At 69.2% G+C, this 21744-nt stretch carries 18 protein-coding genes and 1 other RNA gene; 17 read left to right on the top strand and 2 right to left on the bottom strand.

The genetic code is table 11. The features are described 5' to 3' along the window. Position 1: 1 nt before the first annotated feature. From ffs to AKG07_RS08045, 17 genes are all read left to right on the top strand, one after another. Positions 2-98: signal recognition particle sRNA small type (gene ffs / locus AKG07_RS17450), an RNA gene on the top strand. 43 nt (positions 99-141) lie between these two features. Next, complete coding sequence (locus tag AKG07_RS08120) at positions 142-759, top strand: rhomboid family intramembrane serine protease (RefSeq protein ID WP_232224462.1); 618 nt, start codon at positions 142-144, stop codon at positions 757-759. Further along, positions 756-1490: a hypothetical protein gene (locus AKG07_RS08115; protein WP_053097404.1), complete on the top strand. Its 735-nt coding sequence runs from the start codon at positions 756-758 to the stop codon at positions 1488-1490. The genes AKG07_RS08120 and AKG07_RS08115 overlap by 4 nt, the downstream gene beginning before the upstream one ends. Before the next feature lie 60 nt (positions 1491-1550). Next, complete coding sequence (gene pta / locus AKG07_RS08110; protein WP_053097402.1) at positions 1551-3674, top strand: phosphate acetyltransferase; 2124 nt, start codon at positions 1551-1553, stop codon at positions 3672-3674. Further along, on the top strand, positions 3671-4891 hold the full coding sequence (locus tag AKG07_RS08105) for an acetate/propionate family kinase (RefSeq protein ID WP_053097400.1): 1221 nt from the start codon (positions 3671-3673) through the stop codon (positions 4889-4891). Before pta ends, AKG07_RS08105 begins: the two co-directional genes overlap by 4 nt. 54 nt (positions 4892-4945) lie before the next feature. Next, positions 4946-5794 (top strand): HAD-IA family hydrolase, encoded by an 849-nt coding sequence (locus AKG07_RS08100; protein ID WP_445928301.1) that lies wholly within the window; start codon positions 4946-4948, stop codon positions 5792-5794. Next, the gene (locus AKG07_RS08095; RefSeq protein ID WP_053097396.1) at positions 5791-8295 is read left to right on the top strand and encodes a glycoside hydrolase family 65 protein; all 2505 of its coding nucleotides are present in this window, start codon (positions 5791-5793) and stop codon (positions 8293-8295) included. Before AKG07_RS08100 ends, AKG07_RS08095 begins: the two co-directional genes overlap by 4 nt. Position 8296: 1 nt before the next feature. After that, a complete protein-coding gene (locus AKG07_RS08090) occupies positions 8297-9376 on the top strand; it encodes a DUF2207 family protein (RefSeq protein ID WP_053097394.1) in 1080 nt (359 codons plus the stop codon). Positions 9377-9480: 104 nt separating this feature from the next. Then, positions 9481-11877 carry a DNA polymerase III subunit gamma and tau gene (locus AKG07_RS08085; RefSeq protein ID WP_053097393.1) on the top strand — a complete coding sequence of 799 codons (2397 nt, stop codon included), beginning with the start codon at positions 9481-9483 and terminating at the stop codon, positions 11875-11877. After that, positions 11877-12470 carry a recombination mediator RecR gene (gene recR / locus AKG07_RS08080; protein WP_053097391.1) on the top strand — a complete coding sequence of 198 codons (594 nt, stop codon included), beginning with the start codon at positions 11877-11879 and terminating at the stop codon, positions 12468-12470. Before AKG07_RS08085 ends, recR begins: the two co-directional genes overlap by 1 nt. Then, entirely contained in the window at positions 12467-13405 is a 939-nt protein-coding gene (locus AKG07_RS08075) for a DMT family transporter (protein WP_072591634.1), read from the top strand. Before recR ends, AKG07_RS08075 begins: the two co-directional genes overlap by 4 nt. Before the next feature lie 95 nt (positions 13406-13500). Then, a complete protein-coding gene (locus AKG07_RS08070; RefSeq protein ID WP_053099207.1) occupies positions 13501-14784 on the top strand; it encodes an aspartate kinase in 1284 nt (427 codons plus the stop codon). Between the two features lie 262 nt (positions 14785-15046). Then, positions 15047-16117 (top strand): aspartate-semialdehyde dehydrogenase, encoded by a 1071-nt coding sequence (locus AKG07_RS08065; protein WP_053097389.1) that lies wholly within the window; start codon positions 15047-15049, stop codon positions 16115-16117. A gap of 83 nt (positions 16118-16200) precedes the next feature. Further along, the gene (locus tag AKG07_RS08060; RefSeq protein WP_053099206.1) at positions 16201-17673 is read left to right on the top strand and encodes a malate:quinone oxidoreductase; all 1473 of its coding nucleotides are present in this window, start codon (positions 16201-16203) and stop codon (positions 17671-17673) included. Between the two features lie 7 nt (positions 17674-17680). After that, positions 17681-18334, top strand: a complete 654-nt coding sequence (locus tag AKG07_RS08055) for a thymidine kinase (protein WP_053097387.1) — start codon at positions 17681-17683, stop codon at positions 18332-18334. A gap of 138 nt (positions 18335-18472) precedes the next feature. Continuing rightward, complete coding sequence (locus AKG07_RS08050) at positions 18473-19195, top strand: FadR/GntR family transcriptional regulator (RefSeq protein WP_053097385.1); 723 nt, start codon at positions 18473-18475, stop codon at positions 19193-19195. 10 nt (positions 19196-19205) lie between these two features. Beyond that, positions 19206-20465 carry an alpha-hydroxy acid oxidase gene (locus tag AKG07_RS08045; protein WP_053097383.1) on the top strand — a complete coding sequence of 420 codons (1260 nt, stop codon included), beginning with the start codon at positions 19206-19208 and terminating at the stop codon, positions 20463-20465. 33 nt (positions 20466-20498) lie between these two features. Here the strand turns inward: AKG07_RS08045 and AKG07_RS08040 are convergent, their stop codons facing one another. Beyond that, positions 20499-21254, bottom strand: coding sequence for an HAD-IIB family hydrolase (locus AKG07_RS08040; protein WP_053097381.1), 756 nt, complete (start codon positions 21252-21254; stop codon positions 20499-20501). After that, positions 21251-21727, bottom strand: a complete 477-nt coding sequence (locus AKG07_RS08035) for a VanZ family protein (protein ID WP_053097379.1) — start codon at positions 21725-21727, stop codon at positions 21251-21253. The genes AKG07_RS08040 and AKG07_RS08035 overlap by 4 nt, the downstream gene beginning before the upstream one ends. Positions 21728-21744 lie beyond the last annotated feature (17 nt).

Raw genomic sequence — 21744 nt, 5'->3', positions numbered from 1 at the left:
CGACGGCTCTCCGCGTGGCGGCATCCAGGCCAATTCCCCCAGGGCGGAAACGCAGCAAGGGTAACCGGGCTCTGCTGGGTGCGCGGAGGGTCACTTTCTTTTTGTCAGGGTCCTCCGGGGCAGTCCTGACAGGATCGTGACGTGACAAGGCCCGATGTGACCCGCACCGCCGACTCCCCGCGCTCCAGCGCTCTCGGCCGTTTCGCGGCGCCTCTGCTGCTCGTCGCCCTGATGTGGCTCGTGCAGCTCGTCGACGCGATCCTCCCCGGGTCCTTCACGGGCTTCGGTCTTCGGTCCTGGGACCTCTCGGGTCTCGGGGGCATCGTGGTCGGGCCTCTCCTGCACGCGGATTGGGCGCACCTGATCGGCAACACCGTGCCGCTTCTCGTGCTCGGCAGCCTCGTCGCTGTCGAAGGCGCCCGCAGGTTCTGGACCGTCACCGCATTCGCCGCCGTGGTCGGCGGCCTCGGCACCTGGCTCGTGAACGCGCCAGGAGCATTGACCGTCGGGGCATCAGGACTCGTCTTCGGATACTTCGGATACACCGTGATGCGGGTCTTCGCGCCGGGACGAGTCGCTCATCGCGTGCTCTATGCGATCGTCGCGCTCATCGTGATCGGACTCTACGGCGGCTCGATGCTCGCCGGCGTCGTCGGCGTTCGCGAGGGCATCTCGTGGCAGGCGCATCTGTTCGGTGCGATCGGGGGCGGCCTCGCCGCGTTCGTCGGCAGAGGCGGACGCGAGACCCGCAGCGTATGAGCTCTCGGGGCGTGATCACGAGGAAGACGCCGTCGACGAGGAAGACGGCGGCTCGCAGGAAGGCAGGCGCCCGCAAGGCGACGGACGGCAAGACGGCGAGTCGGCAGCGCGCACGCACGCACCGCGCGTCGCCGCGACGTCGAGCGCAGCGGCGGATGCGGCGGGCGAAGGTGCTGCGACGCGTCGCACTCTCTGCGGCGGCGGTGATCGTGGTCGCGCTCGCCGCGGTGCTGATCCCGCTGGGACTCGCCCACGAGAAGCCGCTGGCGATCTGCATCTCCGATCCGACCACGTTCCCGGAGGCGGGTGTCGCGGGCTGGCAGGGGGAGCAGCTCGAGAACGCCGCGACCATCATGCAGACGGCGACCGCGCACGGCTTCGGTCGAGACGGGCAGATCCTGGGCGTCATGACGGCGATGGGCGAGAGCAGCCTGAACAACATCGACTACGGCGACTGGGAGACGAGCGGGTTCACGAACCCCGACGGCAGCCGGACGACGAGCATCGGACTCTTCCAACAGCAGCACTGGTGGGGTTCGGCCGAGCAGCGCATGGACCCGGCGACCGCCGCGACGCTGTTCTACGAGCGCCTCGCGAGAGTCCCCGACTGGCAGTCGATGGATCCGTCGCTCGCGATCCACCGGGTGCAGATCAACCTCGACCCCACCTATTACACGCGCTACGCCTCGGACGCCGCAGCCGTGGTCGATGCGCTCTCGACGCCCTGCTGAGCTGTTTCGCACGGCTGTCAACCCAGCGAGATCATGAGGTCGTGCACCTAGGGTGGGACTGTGGCGCAGAGCATCTACATCACCTCGGCCGAAGGCCATACCGGTAAGTCGACCATCGCCCTCGGCGTGCTCGACGCGCTCATGCGCGTCACCCCGCGGGTCGGCGTCTTCCGCCCGATCGCCCGGTCGGTGACCGAGCGCGACGACGTGCTCGAGCTGCTGCTCGCACACGACGGGGTGCACCTCGACTACGAGGACTGCATCGGCGTGACCTACGACGATGTGCGAGACGACCCCGACCGGGCGCTGTCGACCATCGTCGCCCGGTTCAAGGCGGTCGAAGCCCAGTGCGACGCGGTCGTCATCATCGGCAGCGACTACACCGATGTCGCCAGCCCCGCAGAGCTGGGGTACAACGCCCGGATCGCCGCGAACCTGGCGGCGCCCGTGCTGCTCGTGCTCAGCGGTCGCGATCAGCAGCGGCAGGCCGAGCAGCTGGGCACGACCACCGCCCGCACTCCCGCGGCGGTCGGACAGATCGGGGCGCTCGCGCTCGCCGAACTCGAGGTCGAGCGTGCGGAGCTGTTCGCGATCATCGTGAACCGGGCCGACCCCGATCGGCTCGACGACATCGAACAGGCCGTCGCGGCGGTGCGCCCGCAGAAGACAACGCCGGTGTGGGCGATCCCCGAGGACCGCACCCTGGTGGCACCGTCGATCGACGGCATCCTCGCCGCGGTCGACGGCCGGCTCATCAAGGGTGACCGCGACCGTCTCGCACGCGAGGCGCTGACGATCGTCGTCGCGGGCATGTCGATGGTGAACGTGCTTCCCCGGCTCACGGAGGAGTCGGTCGTGGTGATCCCCGCCGACCGCACCGAGGTGCTGCTCGCGACGCTGCTCGCGGATGCGTCCGGCACGTTCCCCCGAGTCGCCGGCATCATCCTGAACGGCCCCTTCCCGCTTCCCGAGCCGATCGTCCAGCTGCTCGACGGCTTCACCTCGACCGTGCCGATCATCGCGACCGACCTCGGCACCTACGACACCGCGGTGCGCGTGATGGGGGCCCGTGGCCGCATCTCGCCCGAGTCGCGGGGCCGCTACGACCGGGCGCTGGGGCTCTTCCAGACCCACGTCGACATCGCCGAGCTCACCACTCAGCTGGGTCTCGCGGAGTCGCGCGTCGTCACTCCGCTGATGTTCGAGTACGGCCTCATCGAGCGAGCACGCTCCGACCGTCGACGCATCGTGCTGCCGGAGGGCGATGACGACCGCATCCTCCGAGCGGCGGCGACCCTGTTGGCCCGGGAGGTCGCGGATCTCACGATCCTCGGCGACGAGTCGGCGGTCAGGGCTCGGGCGGTCGAGCTGGGCGTCGACATCTCGGCGGCCCAGGTGATCAGCCCGAACGATCCCGAGATGGTCGAGCGCTTCGCGGCCGAGTACGCGCGGCTGCGGGCGCACAAGGGCATCACGCTGGCCCAGGCCGCCGACACGGTCACCGACGTGTCGTACTTCGGCACGATGATGGTCCACCTGGGCCTCGCGGACGGCATGGTCTCGGGTGCCGCGCACACGACGGCGCACACGATCCGCCCGTCGTTCGAGATCATCAAGACCAAGCCGGGCGTCACCGTCGTGTCGAGCGTCTTCCTCATGGCGCTCGCCGACCGGGTGCTCGTCTACGGCGACTGCGCGGTGATCCCGGATCCGACGAGCGAGCAGCTGGCCGACATCGCGATCTCGTCGGCAGCGACCGCACAGCAGTTCGGCATCGAGCCGCGCATCGCGATGCTGTCGTACTCGACGGGGGAGTCCGGCTCGGGTGCCGACGTCGACAAGGTCAGAGCCGCGACCGCACTCGTGCACGAGCGTGCACCCGAGCTGCTCGTCGAAGGCCCGATCCAGTACGACGCCGCGGCCGACGCGGCGGTGGCGAAGGCGAAGCTCCCCGACTCGGCGGTGGCAGGGCGGGCGACCGTCTTCGTCTTCCCCGACCTGAACACCGGCAACAACACGTACAAGGCGGTGCAGCGATCGGCGGGTGCCGTCGCGATCGGCCCCGTGCTGCAGGGTCTCAACAAGCCGATCAACGACCTCTCGCGCGGTGCCCTGGTCGACGACATCGTCAACACCGTCGCGATCACGGCGATCCAGGCGCAGTCCGAAGGAGAGACCGCATGAGTGCGATCCTCGTCATCAACAGCGGTTCCTCGTCGCTCAAGTACAGCCTGATCGACATCGAGAACGAGAACGAGCTCGCGACGGGACTCATCGACCGGATCGGACAGGACCTCAGCGCCGTCCGCCACACGGTGCGTCCGGAGGCCGGAGGGGATGCCGTCGTCACGATGCTCGACGCCTCGTACGACTCCGAGCAGCCCGTAGCCGATCACGATGCCGCGTTCACGGTGATGCTCGACCAGTTCGCCGAGCACGGTCCGCTGCTCGACGAGCATCCCCCCGTTGCAGTCGGACACCGGGTGGTGCACGGCGGGGCACGGTTCTACGCACCGACCCTCGTCACGCCGAACGTCGAGGAGCAGATCGAGGAGCTCTCGGTGCTCGCCCCCCTGCACAACCCCGCGAACCTCGCCGGGATCGTCGCGGCGAGGGCGGTGTTCTCCGGCGTCCCGCACGTCGCCGTGTTCGACACGGCGTTCCATCAGACACTGCCTCCGGCCGCCTACACCTATGCGATCGACGCAGAGCTGGCCGCGGAGCACCGGGTGCGCCGATACGGATTCCACGGCACCAGCCACCAGTTCGTGAGCGAGTCGGCCGCCGCGTTCCTCGGGCGCGACCTGGGCACACTCCGCCAGCTCGTCTTCCATCTCGGCAACGGCGCCTCGGTGACCGCGATCGAGGGCGGCCGATCGGTGGAGACCTCGATGGGGCTCACTCCGCTCGAGGGGCTCGTCATGGGGACCCGGTCCGGCGATCTCGATCCTGCGGCGCTCGTGCACCTCTCGCGTCGAGCCGGGTACTCGATCGACGATCTCGACGCGCTCCTCAACACGCGCAGTGGGCTCAAAGGCCTCGCAGGGCGCAGCGACATGCGCGACATCCTCGCGGGCAGGGAAGCGGGAGATGCGGCGGCGACGCTCGCGTTCGACGTCTACATCCACCGGCTCAGGGCGTATGCGGGGTCGTACATCGCGCAGCTCGGCGGAGTCGACGTGATCTCCTTCACCGCGGGGGTCGGTGAGAACGCCGCGGCCGTGCGCGCGGAGGCGATGGCGACGCTCGGATTCGCCGGCGTGGAGATCGATCCCGGGCGCAATGCCGCCCGCCAGCGCGGAGTCCGACGGATCTCGACGGACGCGTCCAGAGTCGCTGTGCTCGTGGTGCCCACGAACGAAGAGCTCGAGATCGCCCGGCAGACGTTCCGCCTGCTCTGACCGATACGCCCTCGGGGGTTACCGCCCGGTGCCGAGCCGCACTACGCTTGCACAGTGGCACGGAGAGGTGCCGGAACCCTCGTCCTTCTCCTGGAGGCTGCTGTGCCCGAAGCCCTGCCCGATCCGCTCCGCGCCGAAGGCGTCCTGTTCGATCTCGACGGCGTGCTGACGCCGACCGCCGAAGTGCACATGCGTGCGTGGAAGGTCGTCTTCGACGACGTGTTCGAGCGCTGGGGTATCACGCCTCCGTATTCGGATGCCGACTACTTCGACTACGTCGACGGCAAGAAGCGCTATGACGGCGTGGCCAGTCTGCTGCGCAGCCGCAACGTCGAGATCCCCTGGGGCGCGGTCGACGACCCGCCCGAGGCCGAGACGATCTGCGGCATCGGCAACCGCAAGAACGCCGCGTTCGCAGAGTCCCTGCGCGGCGAGGGCATCGCCCCGTTCCCCGGATCGCTCGCACTCGTCGAGAAGCTCTCCGCCGCCGGCATCCCGCTCGGTGTCGTCTCGAGCTCCAAGAACGCCGAAGAGGTGCTGGCTGCCGCCGGCATCCGCTCGTTCTTCCGCATCGTGGTCGACGGTGTCGTCGCAGAGCGCGAGAACCTCGCCTCCAAGCCCGCCGCCGACATGTTCAGCGCCGGCGCCGTGGCGCTGGGCGTCGACCCGGCCCGCAGCATCGCCGTCGAGGACGCGACCTCGGGCGCGGCCTCTGCCGCCGCAGCCGGATTCGCGACCGTCGTCGGCGTCGACCGCGGCACCGGGGCCGACGCGCTGCGCGCCGCCGGCGCGACGGTCGTCGTCGACGATCTCGACGTGTTCCTCGGCCCCGCGGCCGACGAGTCCGCGCCGTCCGACTCCGCCGCTCAGGCACCCCGCTCCGACAACGAGGAGACCGCATGATCGACCGCGACCGCTTCCCCGTAGACCCCTGGCGCCTCATCGAGACGCGTTACTCCGAAGACGGGGTCGCCGAGACCCTGTTCGCCGTCGGCAACGGCTACCTCGGACTCCGGGGCAACCACATCGAGGGGCGCGGCGCCCACGAGCACGGCACCTTCATCAACGGACTGCACGAGACGTGGCCGATCCGGCACGCCGAGCAGGCCTACGGCTTCGCCGAGGTGGGGCAGACGATCGTCAACGCCCCCGACGCCAAGGTCATGCGCGTCTATGTCGATGACGAGCCGATCTCGTTCGACGAGGCGGACGTGCGCGAGTACCGCCGCACGCTCGACATGCGCACCGGCGTGCTCGAGCGCACCGTGGTGTGGGAGACCCCGTCGGGCAAGCGCGTGCGGATGCGCGACGAGCGCATCGTCAGCTTCGAGGAGCGCCACCTCGCCGTGCTGCGACTCGAGGTCGTCGTCGAGAACGCCGACGCCCCGGTCACCGTCAGCTGCCAGATGATCAACCGCCAGGACGGTGCCGGCGTGTACGCCGGCACCCCGAACCAGGCCAAGGGCGGATTCGATCCGCGCAAGGCCGAGAAGATCGCCGAGCGTGTGCTCGAGCCCGGCGAGTACTGGCAGGACGGACTGCGCTCCGCGCTGTCCTACAGCGTCGCGGCATCAGGCATGACGGTCGCAGTGGTCGCCGACCACATCATCGAGACCGAGAACGACTACACCTCGCGCACTCTCATCGAGGCGGACATCTCGAAGAACGTGTTCCGGGTGCAGGCGAAGGCCGGCGTGCCCATCACGGTCACCAAGCTCGTCAGCTACCACACCTCCCGCGGTGTGCCGGCCCGTGAGCTCGTCGACCGCTGCCGTCGATCCCTCGACCGCGTCGCGGTCGAGGGCGTCCAGGCGCAGTTCGATCGACAGGCCGAGTGGCTCGCTGCCTTCTGGGCTCGCAGCGACGTGCAGATCGGCGGACAGGACGACATCCAGCAGGCGACCCGCTGGTGCCTCCTGCAGCTCGCACAGGCCTCGGCCCGCGCCGACGGAACCGGCGTGCCCGCGAAGGGCGTCTCGGGGTCGGGATACAGCGGACACTACTTCTGGGACACCGAGATCTACGTGCTCCCGTTCCTCACCTACACGTCGCCGCAGTGGGCGCGCAACGCGCTCCGGGCGCGAGTGCTCATGCTTCCGGCGGCTCGCCGACGGGCCGCGCAGCTCAACGAGGCGGGCGCGCTGTTCCCGTGGCGCACGATCAACGGCGAAGAGGCCTCCGCCTATTACGCGGCCGGCACGGCGCAGTACCACATCAACGCCGACGTCAGCTTCGCGCTCGGCAAGTACGTGCGCGCGACGGGCGACGACGACTTCCTGCGGCGTGAGGGCATCGACATCGCGATCGAGACGGCGCGACTGTGGGCGACACTCGGGTTCTGGCGCACCTCGCGCCTCGTCGCCGACACGAAGGACGACGACGGCATCGAGACCTTCCACATCCACGGTGTGACAGGTCCTGACGAGTACACCACCGTCGTCAACGACAACCTCTACACGAACGTCATGGCGCGCTACAACCTGCGCTACGCGGCGAAGGTCGTTCGTGAGGCGCAGGAGGCCAACGGCGAGGAGTTCGCCGGGGTCGTCGAGCGCACCGGACTCGCCGAGGGAGAGGCGGAAGGCTGGGAGCGCGCCGCCGACGCGATGTTCATCCCGTTCAGCGAACGGCTCGGCATCCACCCGCAGGACTCGCTGTTCCTCGAGCGCGAGGTCTGGGATCTGGCGCACACGCCGAAGGAGCAGCGACCGCTGCTGCTGCACTTCCACCCGCTCGTCATCTACCGGTTCCAGGTGCTCAAGCAGGCGGATGTCGTGCTCGCGCTGTTCCTGCAGGGCAACCACTTCACGCCCGAGGAGAAGAAGGCCGACTTCGACTACTACGACCCGCTGACCACGGGCGATTCGACGCTGTCGGCCGTCGTGCAGTCGATCCTCGCCGCCGAGGTGGGCTACCAGGATCTCGCTCTGCAGTACTTCCGGCAGTCACTGTTCGTCGACCTGCACGACCTGCACCACAACGCGGCGGACGGTGTGCACGTCGCGTCGGCCGGAGGCGTGTGGACCGCTCTCGTCTGCGGTTTCGGCGGTATGCGCGACTATGCCGGCGAGCTCAGCTTCGACCCGCGGCTGCCCGCCGACTGGCCGTCGCTGTCGTACCCGCTGCAGTGGCAGGGGGCCTCTCTGCAGGTCACGCTCACGACGGGTGAGCTGCGCGTGCGAGTGCTCTCCGGAGACCCGGTGCCGTTCACGGTGCGCGATGTGGCATACATCGCCACGACCGAGCAGGAGGTCGTCGTCCCACTCGCGGATCAGGGACCGCTCATCCCCGGTCGCCCGTCGCTGCGGCAGTTCGCCGACGCGCTGCGCGAGGACGGCACGCGGCTGTCCGCATCCGTCCCGGTGATCACGACCGCCATCCCCATCATCGAGCCGATCGACTGAGGTGCTGACCACCGCAGCGCTGTTCGGACTCGCGCCCGCGCTGCTGCTGCTCGTGCTCGCGGTGGTCGAGCGGGCGCGCTCGGTGCAGCGCGTCGCGTCCCCCGGTGCGCGGTTCAGCCCGGCCGAGGGTGCGACCGTGCTGCACGACGCGCTGCTGCTGAACGCGGATCGGAAGGCCGTAGCCGCCGCACTGATCGATCTGGCCGTGCAGCGCAAGGTGCGGCTGCTGGTCGACGCCGACGCGGCGACGACCGGCAGGTCGCACCGGCGTGCACCCGTCGGCATGGAGGTCGTCGACGGTGCGACGTTCACGTCCGAGGAGCTCAGCGTGCTCGAGGCGCTGTTCGGGCCGGATCACACCCCGGGGCGGGTGCGACGGTTCAGTGCGGATGCCCGGGCTCTGCACCGCCGGGTGCGCGGTGTCCTCGACGAGGCGGAGAAGCGGCTCGCGGCCGCGGGGCTCATCGACCGGAGTCGACGCGGGTGGGCCACGTTCCTGATCCGCGTCGCCGCGGTGCTGGTGGGCGGCATCTGCCTTCTGCTGCTCATCGCCGCCTGGTCGGTGAGCGAGCCGGGTGCGGCTCTCTACGCCGTGCTGGTCGTCGGCCTGGTCGCGGCGGTCGCGGCGATCGTGGTCGCTCCGCGGGCGTGGCGCCGGTTCCGCCCTGCGGCGCAGCCGCTGCGCGCGCACCTCGCCGGTATGCGCGAGTACATCGCCCTCGCCGAGGCGGAGCCGCTACGGTTCTCGCAGTCGACAGACGGGGCGGATCTGCGGGCGGACGTCTCGTCGGCGGCGTCGGCGGAACGTCTGCAGAGGTTCCTGCTGAACGAGCGACTGCTGCCCTATGCGGTGCTCTTCGGTCTGGAGCGGTCATGGACGGCTGTGCTGCAGACCGAGTCGCAGGCCCTGCGGGTCGCCGAGGGGATCGAGGGCGCGATGGAGGTCGCGGGAGCCGTGGTCGAGGTGATCGAAGCGGTGGGTGGCGTCGTGCATCTGGTGAGCGCGGTCGGCGAGCTGGTCGACGCGACGGGCGGGGTCGTCGAGGTGGTCGGCGGCGTCTTCGAGGCCGCGTCGTCGTGAGCCTTCGCCGAACCTCGGCCGTCTCAGCGGCGCGTCGGGGATCCCGCGGGCGATCGTCGGCGCTCGTCTGCCTGAACGTCCGTGGCACGCCGTAGGCTGTTCTGGTGACCACAGCCCTCTACCGCCGCTACCGCCCCGAGTCGTTCGGCGAGATGATCGGGCAGTCCCAGGTGACCGAACCGCTGATGACTGCGCTCCGCGGCGACCGTGTCGGCCACGCCTACCTCTTCTCCGGACCCCGTGGATGCGGAAAGACGACGTCTGCGCGCATCCTCGCCCGCTGCCTGAACTGCGCGGAGGGCCCGACCGACGTGCCCTGCGGAAAGTGCCCGAGCTGCGTCGAGCTGTCGCGGGCGGGCGGTGGCTCGCTCGACGTCGTCGAGATCGACGCGGCCAGCCACAACGGCGTCGACGACGCACGCGATCTGCGCGAGCGGGCGACGTTCGCCCCCAGCCGCGATCGCTACAAGATCTTCATCCTCGACGAGGCGCACATGGTGACGCCGCAGGGGTTCAATGCGCTCCTCAAGCTCGTCGAAGAGCCGCCCGAGCACGTCAAGTTCATCTTCGCGACGACCGAGCCCGAGAAGGTGCTCGGCACGATCCGCTCGCGCACGCATCACTACCCGTTCCGACTGGTGCCCCCGGCCGCGATGCTCGAGTACGTCGAGAAGCTGTGCGGCGAAGAGGGCGTGGTCGCCGAGCGCGGTGTCCTTCCTCTGGTGGTCCGCGCGGGGGGAGGCTCGCCGCGAGACACCCTGTCTCTTCTCGACCAGCTGATCGCCGGTTCCGACTCGCCCGCAGGTTCCGAGACCGTGACCGTCGCCTACGAGCGCGCCGTGGCGCTCCTCGGCTACACGCACGCCGCGCTGCTCGACGAGATCGTCGATGCGCTCGCCGGCGCCGACGCCGCAGCGGCGTTCCCGGCGATCGACCGTGTGGTGCAGACCGGCCAGGACCCGCGTCGCTTCGTCGACGATCTGCTCGAGCGTCTGCGCGACCTCATCGTGATCGCGGCTGTGGGCGCGGGAGCGTCGTCGGTGCTCCGTGGAATCGCCGACGACGAGCTCGCGCGCATGCGCACGCAGGCCGATTCCTTCGGGTCGGCACGACTCTCGCGCACGGCCGACATCGTCAGCGCCGCCCTCGACGACATGTCGGGCGCCACCTCGCCCCGACTGCACCTCGAGCTGATGGTCGCTCGCGTGCTCGCTGCGGGAGCGGATGCCGTCGCCGCCGTCCCGTCCGCACCGGCCGCTGCCACCTCCGCCCCGCCGCGGGCGTCCGCGCCTGCGCAGGCTGCTCCCGCCGCTCCCGTTGCTTCGTCGGCTGCTCCCGCAGCTGCTGCTCCCGCCGCTCCCGCCGCTGCTCCTCAGGCTGCGGCCGATCGACCGGCGACCACGACCGAGCCGGCCGGCGGGGAGACCGGGGAGTCCGACACGGCCGAAGCGACCCCTGCCGATGCGACGTCGAGCGCTGCACCGGCTGTCGACGCCGCACCGGCCGCCGATGTCGCAGCGCCCTCCGGGCCAGTCGCCTTCGAGCAGATCACCGCCGCCTGGCCGGCCGTCCTCAAGCGGCTCGAGAGCGTCAGCCGCACGTCGTGGCTGCTGGCCACCGCCGTCCAGCCGCTCGCATACGTCACGGAGACCGAGGTGCTGACTCTGGGCTTCACCAGCCAGCACGATGTCGCCAAGTTCAAGGGCACGACGCCGGGTTCGGGTCCCTCCGACCATCTGCGCGGCGCCATCGAGCAGGAGCTCGGCGTGCGCGTCAAGTACCTCCCTGCTCCGATGCCAGCGGGGGGAGCGCCTCGCCAGCCCGCGACGCCTTCATCGGGACGCCCGACCGACGACGCGCCCGCATCGGAGCCTGCGTCAGCGGAGTCACCGCGAGCTCAGTCACCGCGATCGCAGACCCCGCACGCCGAGAAGCCGCGTGGTGAGTCGCCGAAGACGGAGACCGTGGCCGCTCGGTCGTCGGCTCCTCAGACAGGGAGTTCCTCGGCCCCCGTCACCGAGTGGGCGGTGGCGTCGATCCCGGCATCCGAGCTCGCTGAGCCCGCTCCGGTGACCGCTCCGCCGGCGGCGTCTGTGCCTGCTGCCACCTCTGCCGCAGCGGCGCCTCAGACGGCGGCGCCTCCGAGCCGCGCGACGAGTGACGTCTCACCGGAGATCCGAGACGACGCACCTCCGCCCATCGACGATGAGCCGCCGTACTTCGACGACGAGCCGCCCTACGACCCGTCGTACGAGCCGGCGCCGATGTCGCAGGCGGCGCCGCCCGTCGGAGGCTCGCCGTCGACCGCTCCCTCCGCGCGGTCGACGACCGCACAGGCATCCCCTGCGCGCAGAGTGGCTTCGGCCGCCGCAGCCCCGGCGATCACCGAGCGCGCCCCCGCCGGGGGAGTCCAGCGCTACGGCGAGGCCGTGATCCGCCAGGTGCTCGGCGCGACGTTCGTTCGCGAAGAGCCCTACGAGCCCCCGACGAGGTTCTCCTGATGTATGACGGCATCGTCCAGGAGCTGATCGACGAGTTCGGTCGACTCCCCGGAATCGGCCCCAAGTCCGCGCAGCGCATCGCTTTCCACATCCTGCAGACGCCGACATTCGACGTCGCGCGTCTCTCCGAGCTGCTCGTGGAAGTGCGGCTGCGGGTGCGCTTCTGCGAGATCTGCGGCAACGTGGCAGAGCAGGAACGCTGTGCGATCTGCCGCGACCCCCGACGCAATCCGGCCGTCATCTGCGTGGTCGAAGACGCGAAGGACGTCGCCGCGATCGAACGTACCCGCGAGTTCCGTGGCCTGTACCACGTGCTCGGGGGCGCGATCAGCCCGATCGCCGGCATCGGCCCCGACGACCTGCGCATCGCCCAGCTGATGTCGCGTCTCGGCGACGCCACGGTGCAGGAGGTCATCCTCGCGACGAACCCCAACCTCGAGGGCGAGGCGACTGCGAGCTACCTCAGCCGCCTGCTCACCACGATGCAGATCACCGTGTCCCGCCTCGCCTCCGGCCTTCCGGTCGGTGGCGACCTCGAATACGCCGACGAGGTCACCCTCGGGCGCGCATTCGAGGGTCGGCGCGTGCTGTGAACGCACAGGGCGGCTTCTCGCGACGCGGGTGGCTGCTCTTCGGGGCCATGGCGCTGCTGTGGGGCGTGCCGTACCTGTTCATCAGCATCGCGGTCGAGTCCCTGTCGCCCCCCGCGATCGTCGCCGGGCGCACCCTCATCGCGGCGCTGCTCCTCCTCCCGTTCGCGCTTCGCGGCGGTGCGCTGAGAGCGGCGTGGAAGCACTGGCCTTGGGTGCTCGCGTTCGGCCTCGTCGAGATGGCGGGTCCGTTCGTGCTGCTCGGCCACGCCGAGATGACCCTGCCCTCGGGCATGACGGGTCTGCTCGTCGCGACCGTGCCGCTGTTCGCGGCGCTCATCGCACTGGGCGGGGGAGACCGGGGAGTCCTGCGCCCGGCGCGGGGGATCGGTCTTCTCGTGGGATTCATCGGCGTCGCGATCGTCGTCGCCGGGCCCGGACTGTTCGGTGGTGAGGTCAGTCTGATCGCGGCCGGCGAGGTGCTGCTGGTCGCCATCCTCTATGCCATCGCCCCCTTCATCGTCGCTCGACAGCTGAACGACGTCCCCTCGCTCGGCACCATCACGCTGTCGCTGCTCATGATCGGCGTGATCTACCTGCCCATCGGGCTGCTCACGCAGCACCAGATGCCGACGCTTCCCTCGATCTTCGCGCTCCTCGCGCTGGCCGTCATCTGCACCGCCGTCGCCTTCCTGGCATTCTTCGCTCTCATCCGCGAGGTCGGCCCCGTCCGCGCGCCGTTGTTCACCTACGTGAACCCGGTCGTGGCGATCATCCTCGGTGCGATCGTGCTCGCCGAGCCGCTGACGCCGGGCCTGCTCATCGGATTCCCGCTGATCATCGCGGGCTGCTGGTTCGCGGCCACCGGCGGGCGCCTCCGTCCCCAGGCCGCTGCCCGAGCCGACCTGCCTGCAGTGCCCCTGCCGCCCGCGCCCTGACCCACCCGGGCGCGACCGTCACATGCGAAGAAGCGCATATGCGCCAAACGTAGAATGGGGGTGGGCGGATCCGCCCGACATCCCAGGGAGTGAACGTGGCCCTCATCGTGCAGAAGTACGGCGGCTCCTCAGTCGCCGACGCAGAGAGCATCAAGCGCGTCGCCAAGCGCATCGTCGACACGCGTCGCGCCGGCCACGACGTCGTCGTCGCCGTGAGCGCGATGGGCGACACGACCGACGAGCTGCTCGACCTCGCCAACGAGGTCGCGCCGATTCCCGCTCCGCGTGAGCTCGACATGCTGCTCTCGAGCGGTGAGCGCATCTCGATGGCGCTCCTGGCCATGGCCATCCACTCGATGGGCTTCGAGGCGCGGTCGTTCACCGGCAGCCAGGCGGGCATGATCACCGACTCGCAGCATGGCGCCGCCCGCATCGTGGATGTCACCCCCATCCGTCTGCGCGAAGCGCTCGACGAGGGGGCCATCGTCATCGTCGCCGGCTTCCAGGGCTTCAACCGCGACACCCGCGACATCACCACGCTCGGACGCGGAGGCTCGGACACGACGGCCGTCGCTCTCGCCGCGGCCCTCGACGCCGACGTCTGCGAGATCTACAGCGACGTCGACGGCATCTTCACGGCCGACCCCCGCGTCATCCCGAAGGCGCAGAAGCTCGACCACATCGGCAGTGAGGAGATGCTCGAGCTCGCCGCCAACGGCGCGAAGGTGCTCTACATCCGCGCTGTCGAGTACGCACGCCGTCACGGCGTCCTGATCCACGCCCGTTCGACGTTCTCGTCGTCCGAGGGCACATACGTTCTGGGCGAGGGTATGAAGAACCCTCGCGAAGCCGAGGGAGCAGCAGCCATGGAAGAACCGATCGTCGCCGGTGTCGCCACCGATTTCGGCCAGGCCAAGATCACCGTCGCCGGCGTTCCGGACGTGCCGGGCAAGGCGGCGGAGATCTTCAAGATCGTCGCGAAGTCCGGCGCCAACGTCGACATGATCGTGCAGAACGTGTCGGCCACGGGTCGCACCGACATCTCGTTCACGGTTCCCAAGGCCGATTCCTCGGCTGCGCTCAAGGCGCTCGCGGGGGAGCAGACCGAAGTGGGCTTCCAGAACCTGGTGCACGACGATCAGATCGGCAAGCTGTCGGTCGTCGGAGCGGGTATGCGGACGCACTCGGGCGTCTCCGCGACGCTGTTCGAGGCGCTGTCGGCCGGTGGCATCAACATCGAGATGATCTCGACGTCCGAGATCCGCATCTCGGTCGTGCTCCGCGACACCGACCTGGCCGAGGCCGCCCGCACCGTGCACACCGCGTACGGACTCGACGGCGACGCCGAGGCCACGGTCCACGCCGGCACCGGTCGCTGACCCTCGCCGATCGCGCACGATCTGCGGATGACCGCACGATCTGCGGAAGTGTCAGCTGATCCCGTCCGCGAATCGTGACTCTATCCGCAAAACTGACTCGGGATGCTGACCCGGCCCGCACCCCGCCCGACGGTCGGTCCTCGATCACCGGACGGCACGGTAGACTCACCGAAACCCTGACATCGGCGCCAGGCGCGGCATCCGCATCCCGACGTCGCGCCTGAAGCCTCGCATGCAGCACTGCACGACGCCAAGGAACATCATGACCCGCATCTCCGACTCAGGACTCTCCGTCGCCATCGTCGGCGCCACCGGCCAGGTGGGCACCGTGATGCGCGAGATTCTCGCCGAACGGTCCTTCCCGATTCGCGAGCTGCGTCTGTTCTCGTCGTCGCGCTCTGCAGGCACCGCCATCGAGTTCGGCGGCGCGACCGTCATCGTCGAGGATGTCGAGACGGCGGATGCCGCGGGCATCGACATCGCCCTCTTCTCGGCCGGCGCGACCGCCAGCCGCGCATACGCTCCCCGCTTCGCCGAGGCCGGAGCCGTCGTCGTCGACAACTCCAGCGCCTGGCGCAACGATCCCGAGGTTCCGCTGGTCGTCAGCGAGGTCAACCCGCACGCGATCGACGACCGCCCTCGCGGCATCATCGCCAACCCGAACTGCACGACCATGGCCGCCATGCCGGTTCTGAAGGCGCTGCACGCCGAAGCGGGTCTCGAGCGCCTGATCGTCTCGACCTACCAGGCCGTCTCCGGTTCGGGTCTCGCCGGTGCGCAGGAGCTCCTCGGGCAGGTCGAGGGCGTCCTCGCCCAGGGCGACACGCTGCGCCTCGTGCACGACGGCTCGTCGATCGACTTCCCTGAGCCCGAGAAGTACGTCGCTCCGATCGCGTTCGACGTCATCCCGTTCGCGGGCAACCTGGTCGACGACGGTCAGAACGAGACGGACGAGGAGAAGAAGCTCCGCAACGAGAGCCGCAAGATCCTCGAGCTGCCCGACCTCCGTGTCGCCGGCACGTGCGTGCGGGTTCCCGTCTTCACGGGCCACTCGCTCTCGATCAACGTCGAGTTCGCCCGCGACATCACGCCGCAGCGCGCCGCCGAGGTGCTCGCCGCAGCCCCCGGTGTCGTCCTCGACGAGGTGCCCACGCCGCTCCAGGCCGCGGGCAAGGACCCGAGCTTCGTCGGACGAATCCGCGCCGACCAGTCCGCTCCCGAGAACAAGGGCCTCGTGCTGTTCATCAGCAACGACAACCTGCGCAAGGGCGCGGCGCTGAACGCGGTGCAGATCGCCGAGATCCTCGCCGAGCGCCTGGTCGCCATAGCCTGACCGCATCGCGGTCATGCGGATCCGGTCTCGCCGGACGGCCCCGCGTGGTCTGTCGTGCCGTGACCGCGAACTAGACTGTCGTGGTGACCGAAACCGTCGATGTCGTCTTGATCGGTGGTGGCATCATGAGCGCCACCCTGGGTACCCTTCTGCACGAGCTGCAGCCGGATTGGAAGATCGTCGCGTTCGAGCGACTCTCCGATGTGGCTCAGGAATCGTCGAACCCGTGGAACAACGCGGGCACCGGCCACGCGGCGCTCTGCGAGCTGAACTACATGCCGCAGCAGAAGGGCGCTCCGCTCGACCCCGCCAAGGCCGTCTCGATCAACGAGCAGTTCCAGCAGAGTCGTCAGTTCTGGTCGTCTCTGGTCGATCGCGGCGTGCTCGATGCGCCGTCGACCTTCATCAACGCGACGCCGCACATGACGTTCGTGCGCGGTGAGAAGGACGTCAAGTACCTCAAGGACCGCTACGAGGTCCTGAAGAAGCAGCCGCTGTTCGAGGGCATCGAGTACAGCGAGGATTCCCGCGTCATCAACAAGTGGGCGCCGCTGCTCATGCAGCAGCGCCGTAAGGGCGAGCCGTTCGCGGCCACCCGCGTGCCCGCCGGAACCGACGTCGACTTCGGTGCGCTGACGCACCAGCTCTTCGACCACCTCACCGAGTCGGGCGTCGCGCTGCGCACCAACCACGAGGTCAAGAGCCTGAAGAAGCAGAAGGACGGCACCTGGCTCATCAACTACCGCACGACGATCGGTCGCACGCCGAACCAGATCAAGGCGCGTTTCGTGTTCGTCGGCGCCGGCGGCTGGGCGCTCAAGCTGCTGCAGCGCTCGGGCATCCCCGAGATCAAGGGCTACGGTGTCTTCCCGATCGGCGGGCAGTTCCTCAAGACCTCGAACCCGAAGATCGTCGCGCAGCACAAGGCGAAGGTGTACTCGCAGGCCTCGGTGGGCGCCCCGCCCATGTCGGTCCCGCACCTCGACACGCGCGTGGTCGACGGCGAGGCCTCCCTGATGTTCGGCCCGTTCGCGACCTTCAGCCCGAAGTTCCTCAAGAACGGCTCGATGCTCGACATCGTGTCGCAGGTGCGCACGCACAATCTGTGGCCGATGCTGCGCGTCGCGTTCGCGAATCCCGACCTCATCACCTACCTGGTGGGGGAGCTGCTGAAGAACCACGCCAAGAAGGTCGACAGCCTGCGCACGTTCATGCCGACGGCGAAGGACGAGGACTGGACGCTCATCGACGCGGGGCAGCGCGCCCAGGTCATGAAGAAGGACCCCAAGAAGGGCGGCATCCTGCAGTTCGGCACCGAAGTGGTGTCCGCGGCCGACGGTTCGATCGCCGGTCTGCTCGGCGCCTCGCCCGGCGCCTCCACCGCCGTGCCGATCATGCTCGATCTGCTGAAGAAGTGCTTCCCCGACGAGTACCCCGGCTGGGAGTCGGAACTGCGCGAGCTCATCCCGACATTCGGCGAGCAGCTGAACAAGGACCCCGAGCTGGCGGCGAAGTCCACCGCGGCGACGGCGGCCACGCTCGGCATCAACGAGTAGCGCGCCGGTGGCGAAGCTCTACTTCCGCTACGGGGCGATGAACTCGGGCAAGTCCACCTCGCTGCTCCAGGCCGCGTACAACTACGAGGAGCGCGGCCAGCACGTGCTGCTCGCGAAGCCGGCGATCGACACCAAGGGTGCATCCGAGATCGCGAGTCGACTCGGTGTCACGCGGCACGTCGACTATCTCATCGCTCCCGATGCCGACGTCCGCGAGCTCTTCGACGAGCACCGGGATCGCGTGCGCCGTGCGGTCGCCGATGAACCGGTCCGCGGGGGGTCGATCGATGTCGCCTGCCTCCTGATCGACGAGGCGCAGTTCCTCACGGCAGCGCAGGTCGACGACCTCTTCCGCATCGCGATCGAAGACGGCATCCCGGTGATCGCCTACGGCATCCGCAATGACTTCCTCACCCACGCCTTCCCGGGGTCGGCTCGTCTGCTCGCGATCGCGCACTCCCTCGAGGAGCTGAAGACCATCTGCCGCTGCGGGCGCAAGGCCGTCTTCAACGGTCGTGTGATCGGCGGTCGGTTCGTCTTCGACGGCGACCAGGTCGCCATCGACGAGGGCGCTGACGGATCGCTGGCGCCGGAGATCACGACCTACGAGTCACTGTGCGGCGCGTGCTACCTCGAAGAGTCGGGTGGGCGGCTGGGCTGAACGCCCTCACGTCATCCTCCGCCCTCGGGCGGTGTGTCGGCGTACCCCGATTGCGTGGTCTGACCACACACGCTACTGTGGTCAGACCACAGGTGCGTCGAGGATCGATGCCGCCGACGCACACGATGAGGAGAGCGGATGCCGGAGCAGCCAGCGCGCGCCTGGAGGCTCGTGCTCGAACATGTCGAGCGCGACCTGATCGACGGGCGTCTCGGCCCCGGTGATCGTCTCGCCTCGGAGCGCGAGCTCGCCGCGGACCTGGGTGTCGGGCGCTCGAGCGTCCGAGAGGCGCTGCGCGTGCTCGAGGTCATGGGGCTGATCCGCACCTCGACCGGCTCGGGGCCGCAGTCGGGCGCGATCGTGATCGCGACCCCGTCCGGTGGCATGTCGACGCTTCTGCGCCTCCAGGTCGCCGCACAGGGCTTTCCGCTCGCGGACGTGGTGCAGACCCGACTGCTGCTCGAAGACGCGGTCGTCGCCGCTCTCGCGAGCCAGCACGCGCCCGATCTCACCGCGGCGCACAGCGTGCTCGATGCGATGGACGTCGGCGCCCTGACGCCTGACGAGTTCCTCGCCCTCGATGCCCAGCTCCACCTCGCCCTCGCGGAATCGAGTGGCAACACCGTCGTCGCCGCGATCATGGCGGGCCTGCGCACCTCCATCGAGTCGTACGTGCAGCAGGGCGCCTCATCCATCGCCGACTGGGATGCCATGGCAGACCTGCTGCGCGCCGAGCACCGAGCCATCATCGAGGCCATCGCCGCGGGTGACGCGGCGACCGCCCAGACCCTCGTCCGAGCGCACATCACCGGCTACTACACCGCGGCGGGGCTCACCCGCAGCGTCCGACCCACCGACTGAGAGGACAGCCATGGTCCAGCGCCAGGTTCCCAACCCCGCAGAGCTTCTCGACCTGATGAAGTTCAAGAAGCCCGAGTTCAACGGCAAGAAGCGCCGTCTCGACTCGGCGCTCACGATCGACGACCTGCGCACGATCGCCAAGAGGCGTACGCCGAAGGCCGCGTTCGACTACACCGATGGCGCCGCCGAGGGCGAGCTGTCGCTCACGCGGGCACGCCAGGCATTCCAGGATGTGGAGTTCCACCCCGGGATCCTCCGGCCGGCTCCGGATGTCGACACCGCGGTCGAGATCCTCGGCGGCCCGTCGGCGCTCCCGTTCGGCATCGCGCCGACCGGCTTCACGCGTCTCATGCAGACAGAGGGCGAGGTCGCCGGCGCGGGAGCGGCGGCGGCGGCCGGCATCCCGTTCACTCTCTCGACCCTGGGCACGACGTCGATCGAGGGCGTGAAGGCCGCCAACCCGCACGGCCGCAACTGGTTCCAGCTCTATGTCATGCGCGACCGCGAGATCTCCTACGAACTCACTCGGCGTGCTGCCGCTGCGGGCTTCGACACGCTGCAGTTCACGGTGGACACCCCGGTCGCCGGAGCGCGGCTGCGTGACAAGCGCAACGGCTTCAGCATCCCGCCGCAGCTCACGCTCGGCACCATCATCAATGCCATCCCGCGTCCGTGGTGGTGGTACGACTTCCTGACGACCCCGAAGCTGGAGTTCGCGTCGCTGAGCACCACCGGTGGCACCGTCGGCGAGCTGCTCGACGCGGCGATGGACCCCACGATCAGCTACGACGACCTTGCGGTGATCCGTGACATCTGGCCGGGCAAGATCGTGATCAAGGGCGTGCAGAACGTCGAGGATTCGGTGCGCCTGCGTGACGCCGGCGTCGACGGCATCGTGCTCTCCAACCACGGCGGGCGGCAGCTCGACCGCGCACCCATTCCGTTCCACCTTCTGCCGGAGGTCCGGACCGCCGTGGGTGACGACTTCACGGTCATGGTCGACACGGGGATCATGAACGGCGCGGACATCGTCGCGGCGGTCGCGCTCGGAGCGGACTTCACCCTCATCGGCCGCGCCTACCTCTACGGCCTCATGGCGGGCGGCCGTGCGGGCGTCGACCGCACGATCGAGATCCTGCGGACGGAGATCGAACGCACCATGCGTCTTCTGGGCGTCGCCTCACTCGCGGAGCTCGAGCCGTCGCACGTCACTCAGCTCACGCGCCTCGTGCCGGTCGCACGGGCCGCGTCGGAGGCCGTCGTGCGCTGACCTCGTCCCCGGATTCGAGGGAGGGGTGGGCGGTCAGAGGGTCGCGAGAAGCTCGTCGAGCTTGTCTGCGGTGTCCTCCCACCCCTCGACCGCGACCGAGGGCACTCCGATCGCAAGGACGGGGTAGTCGTTGCCGCCTTCATCGAGTCGGTCACCGTAGAACAGCATCGAAGTGAGGGGGATGCTGGTGTGCTCGGCGAGCTGCTTCATGCCGAAGGCCTTGTCGATGCCGGCCAGAGTGATGTCGATGGAGGTCGAACCGCCGGATCGCACTTCGAGCTCGGGGAGTCTCGCCGCCACGGCGTCCCGAAGAGCTTCTCGTTTCGTACCGGACGGGTCCCACTCATGCTTGGCATCGCGGGGAGCCTTCTGCCCGAGCGCAGAGAAGGTGATCTGGGATCCGCGGTCCTCGAGGATCTCACCCCAGGGCTGAGACTCCCACAGCCCCAGACGCTCCGCCTCCTCGCGCAGGGCGGCGAGAGCGCCGGCCTTCTGGTCCGCGGTGAGGTCGTGGGCGTAGAGCGGCGAGAAATCCGTGCCGTCGTGGCGCAGGTACCGTGTGCCGCAGGTGGGGAGCAGGTGCAGTCGCGCCGCGGCCGCCTCGTCGATGGTTCCGAGCCGCGCGATCACCTGAGCGCGGAACTGCGCCTCGTTGCCGCCCGAGATGATCGCGACCTCGACCCGCTGCAGCAGCGCGAGCAGCAACGAGGCGATGCGAGCATCGATGGGCTCTTTCGACGGGGCGAGGGTGTCGTCGAGATCGAAGGCGACGAGTGCAGGCGAGGTCATGATGCTTCCAGAGTAGACGGGCGGTGCTGAGAGACACGCGGAGCGAAGAGGAGGGTGCACAGGATCGCGAGCGCGACGCCGATCAGCGCGCCGCCGGAGTTCGCGATCACATCGGACACGGTGGCCGTGCGATTCGGCAGGGCGAGGCGCTGGGCGGCCTCGATGGAGAGGGACACTGCCGGGCCCAGGGCGAGCGCCAGCGGCCAGAGGCGGCGGGGGATGAGGATGAAAGCCAGGATGCCGATGGGCACGAAGACCAGAACGTTGGCGATGACCTCGAGGCTGGTGAAATCAAGAGACTCCCACCCCAGTCGGTGCGAAACGGACAGCACGAGATCGAGCAGGTTCGGCATGGACTGCTCGATGCGCGTCGGCGTGAGCGTCAGCAGCGCGATGCCGCCGAAGAACGGCAGGGCGAGAGCGAGGGCGATGCCTCGGGTCAGTCGTCGAGGCGGGGGGAGCAAGCGACTCATGCGGTGCCTTTCTCCTC

The sequence above is a fragment of the Microbacterium sp. CGR1 genome (genome assembly GCF_001266755.1).
Classification (GTDB): Bacteria; Actinomycetota; Actinomycetes; order Actinomycetales; family Microbacteriaceae; genus Microbacterium.
This window is presented reverse-complemented; position numbering and strand designations above follow the sequence as displayed.

Excerpts from the sequence above, each read along its gene's own strand:
- AKG07_RS08115 (WP_053097404.1), top strand. The coding sequence starts at position 756 with ATGAGCTCTCGGGGCGTGATCACGAGGAAGACGCCGTCGACGAGGAAG.
- AKG07_RS08105 (WP_053097400.1), top strand. The coding sequence starts at position 3,671 with ATGAGTGCGATCCTCGTCATCAACAGCGGTTCCTCGTCGCTCAAGTAC.
- AKG07_RS08095 (WP_053097396.1), top strand. The coding sequence starts at position 5,791 with ATGATCGACCGCGACCGCTTCCCCGTAGACCCCTGGCGCCTCATCGAG.
- recR (WP_053097391.1), top strand. The coding sequence starts at position 11,877 with ATGTATGACGGCATCGTCCAGGAGCTGATCGACGAGTTCGGTCGACTC.
- AKG07_RS08065 (WP_053097389.1), top strand. The coding sequence starts at position 15,047 with ATGACCCGCATCTCCGACTCAGGACTCTCCGTCGCCATCGTCGGCGCC.
- AKG07_RS08050 (WP_053097385.1), top strand. The coding sequence starts at position 18,473 with ATGCCGGAGCAGCCAGCGCGCGCCTGGAGGCTCGTGCTCGAACATGTC.
- AKG07_RS08045 (WP_053097383.1), top strand. The coding sequence starts at position 19,206 with ATGGTCCAGCGCCAGGTTCCCAACCCCGCAGAGCTTCTCGACCTGATG.
- AKG07_RS08040 (WP_053097381.1), bottom strand. The coding sequence starts at position 21,254 with ATGACCTCGCCTGCACTCGTCGCCTTCGATCTCGACGACACCCTCGCC.
- AKG07_RS08035 (WP_053097379.1), bottom strand. The coding sequence starts at position 21,727 with ATGAGTCGCTTGCTCCCCCCGCCTCGACGACTGACCCGAGGCATCGCC.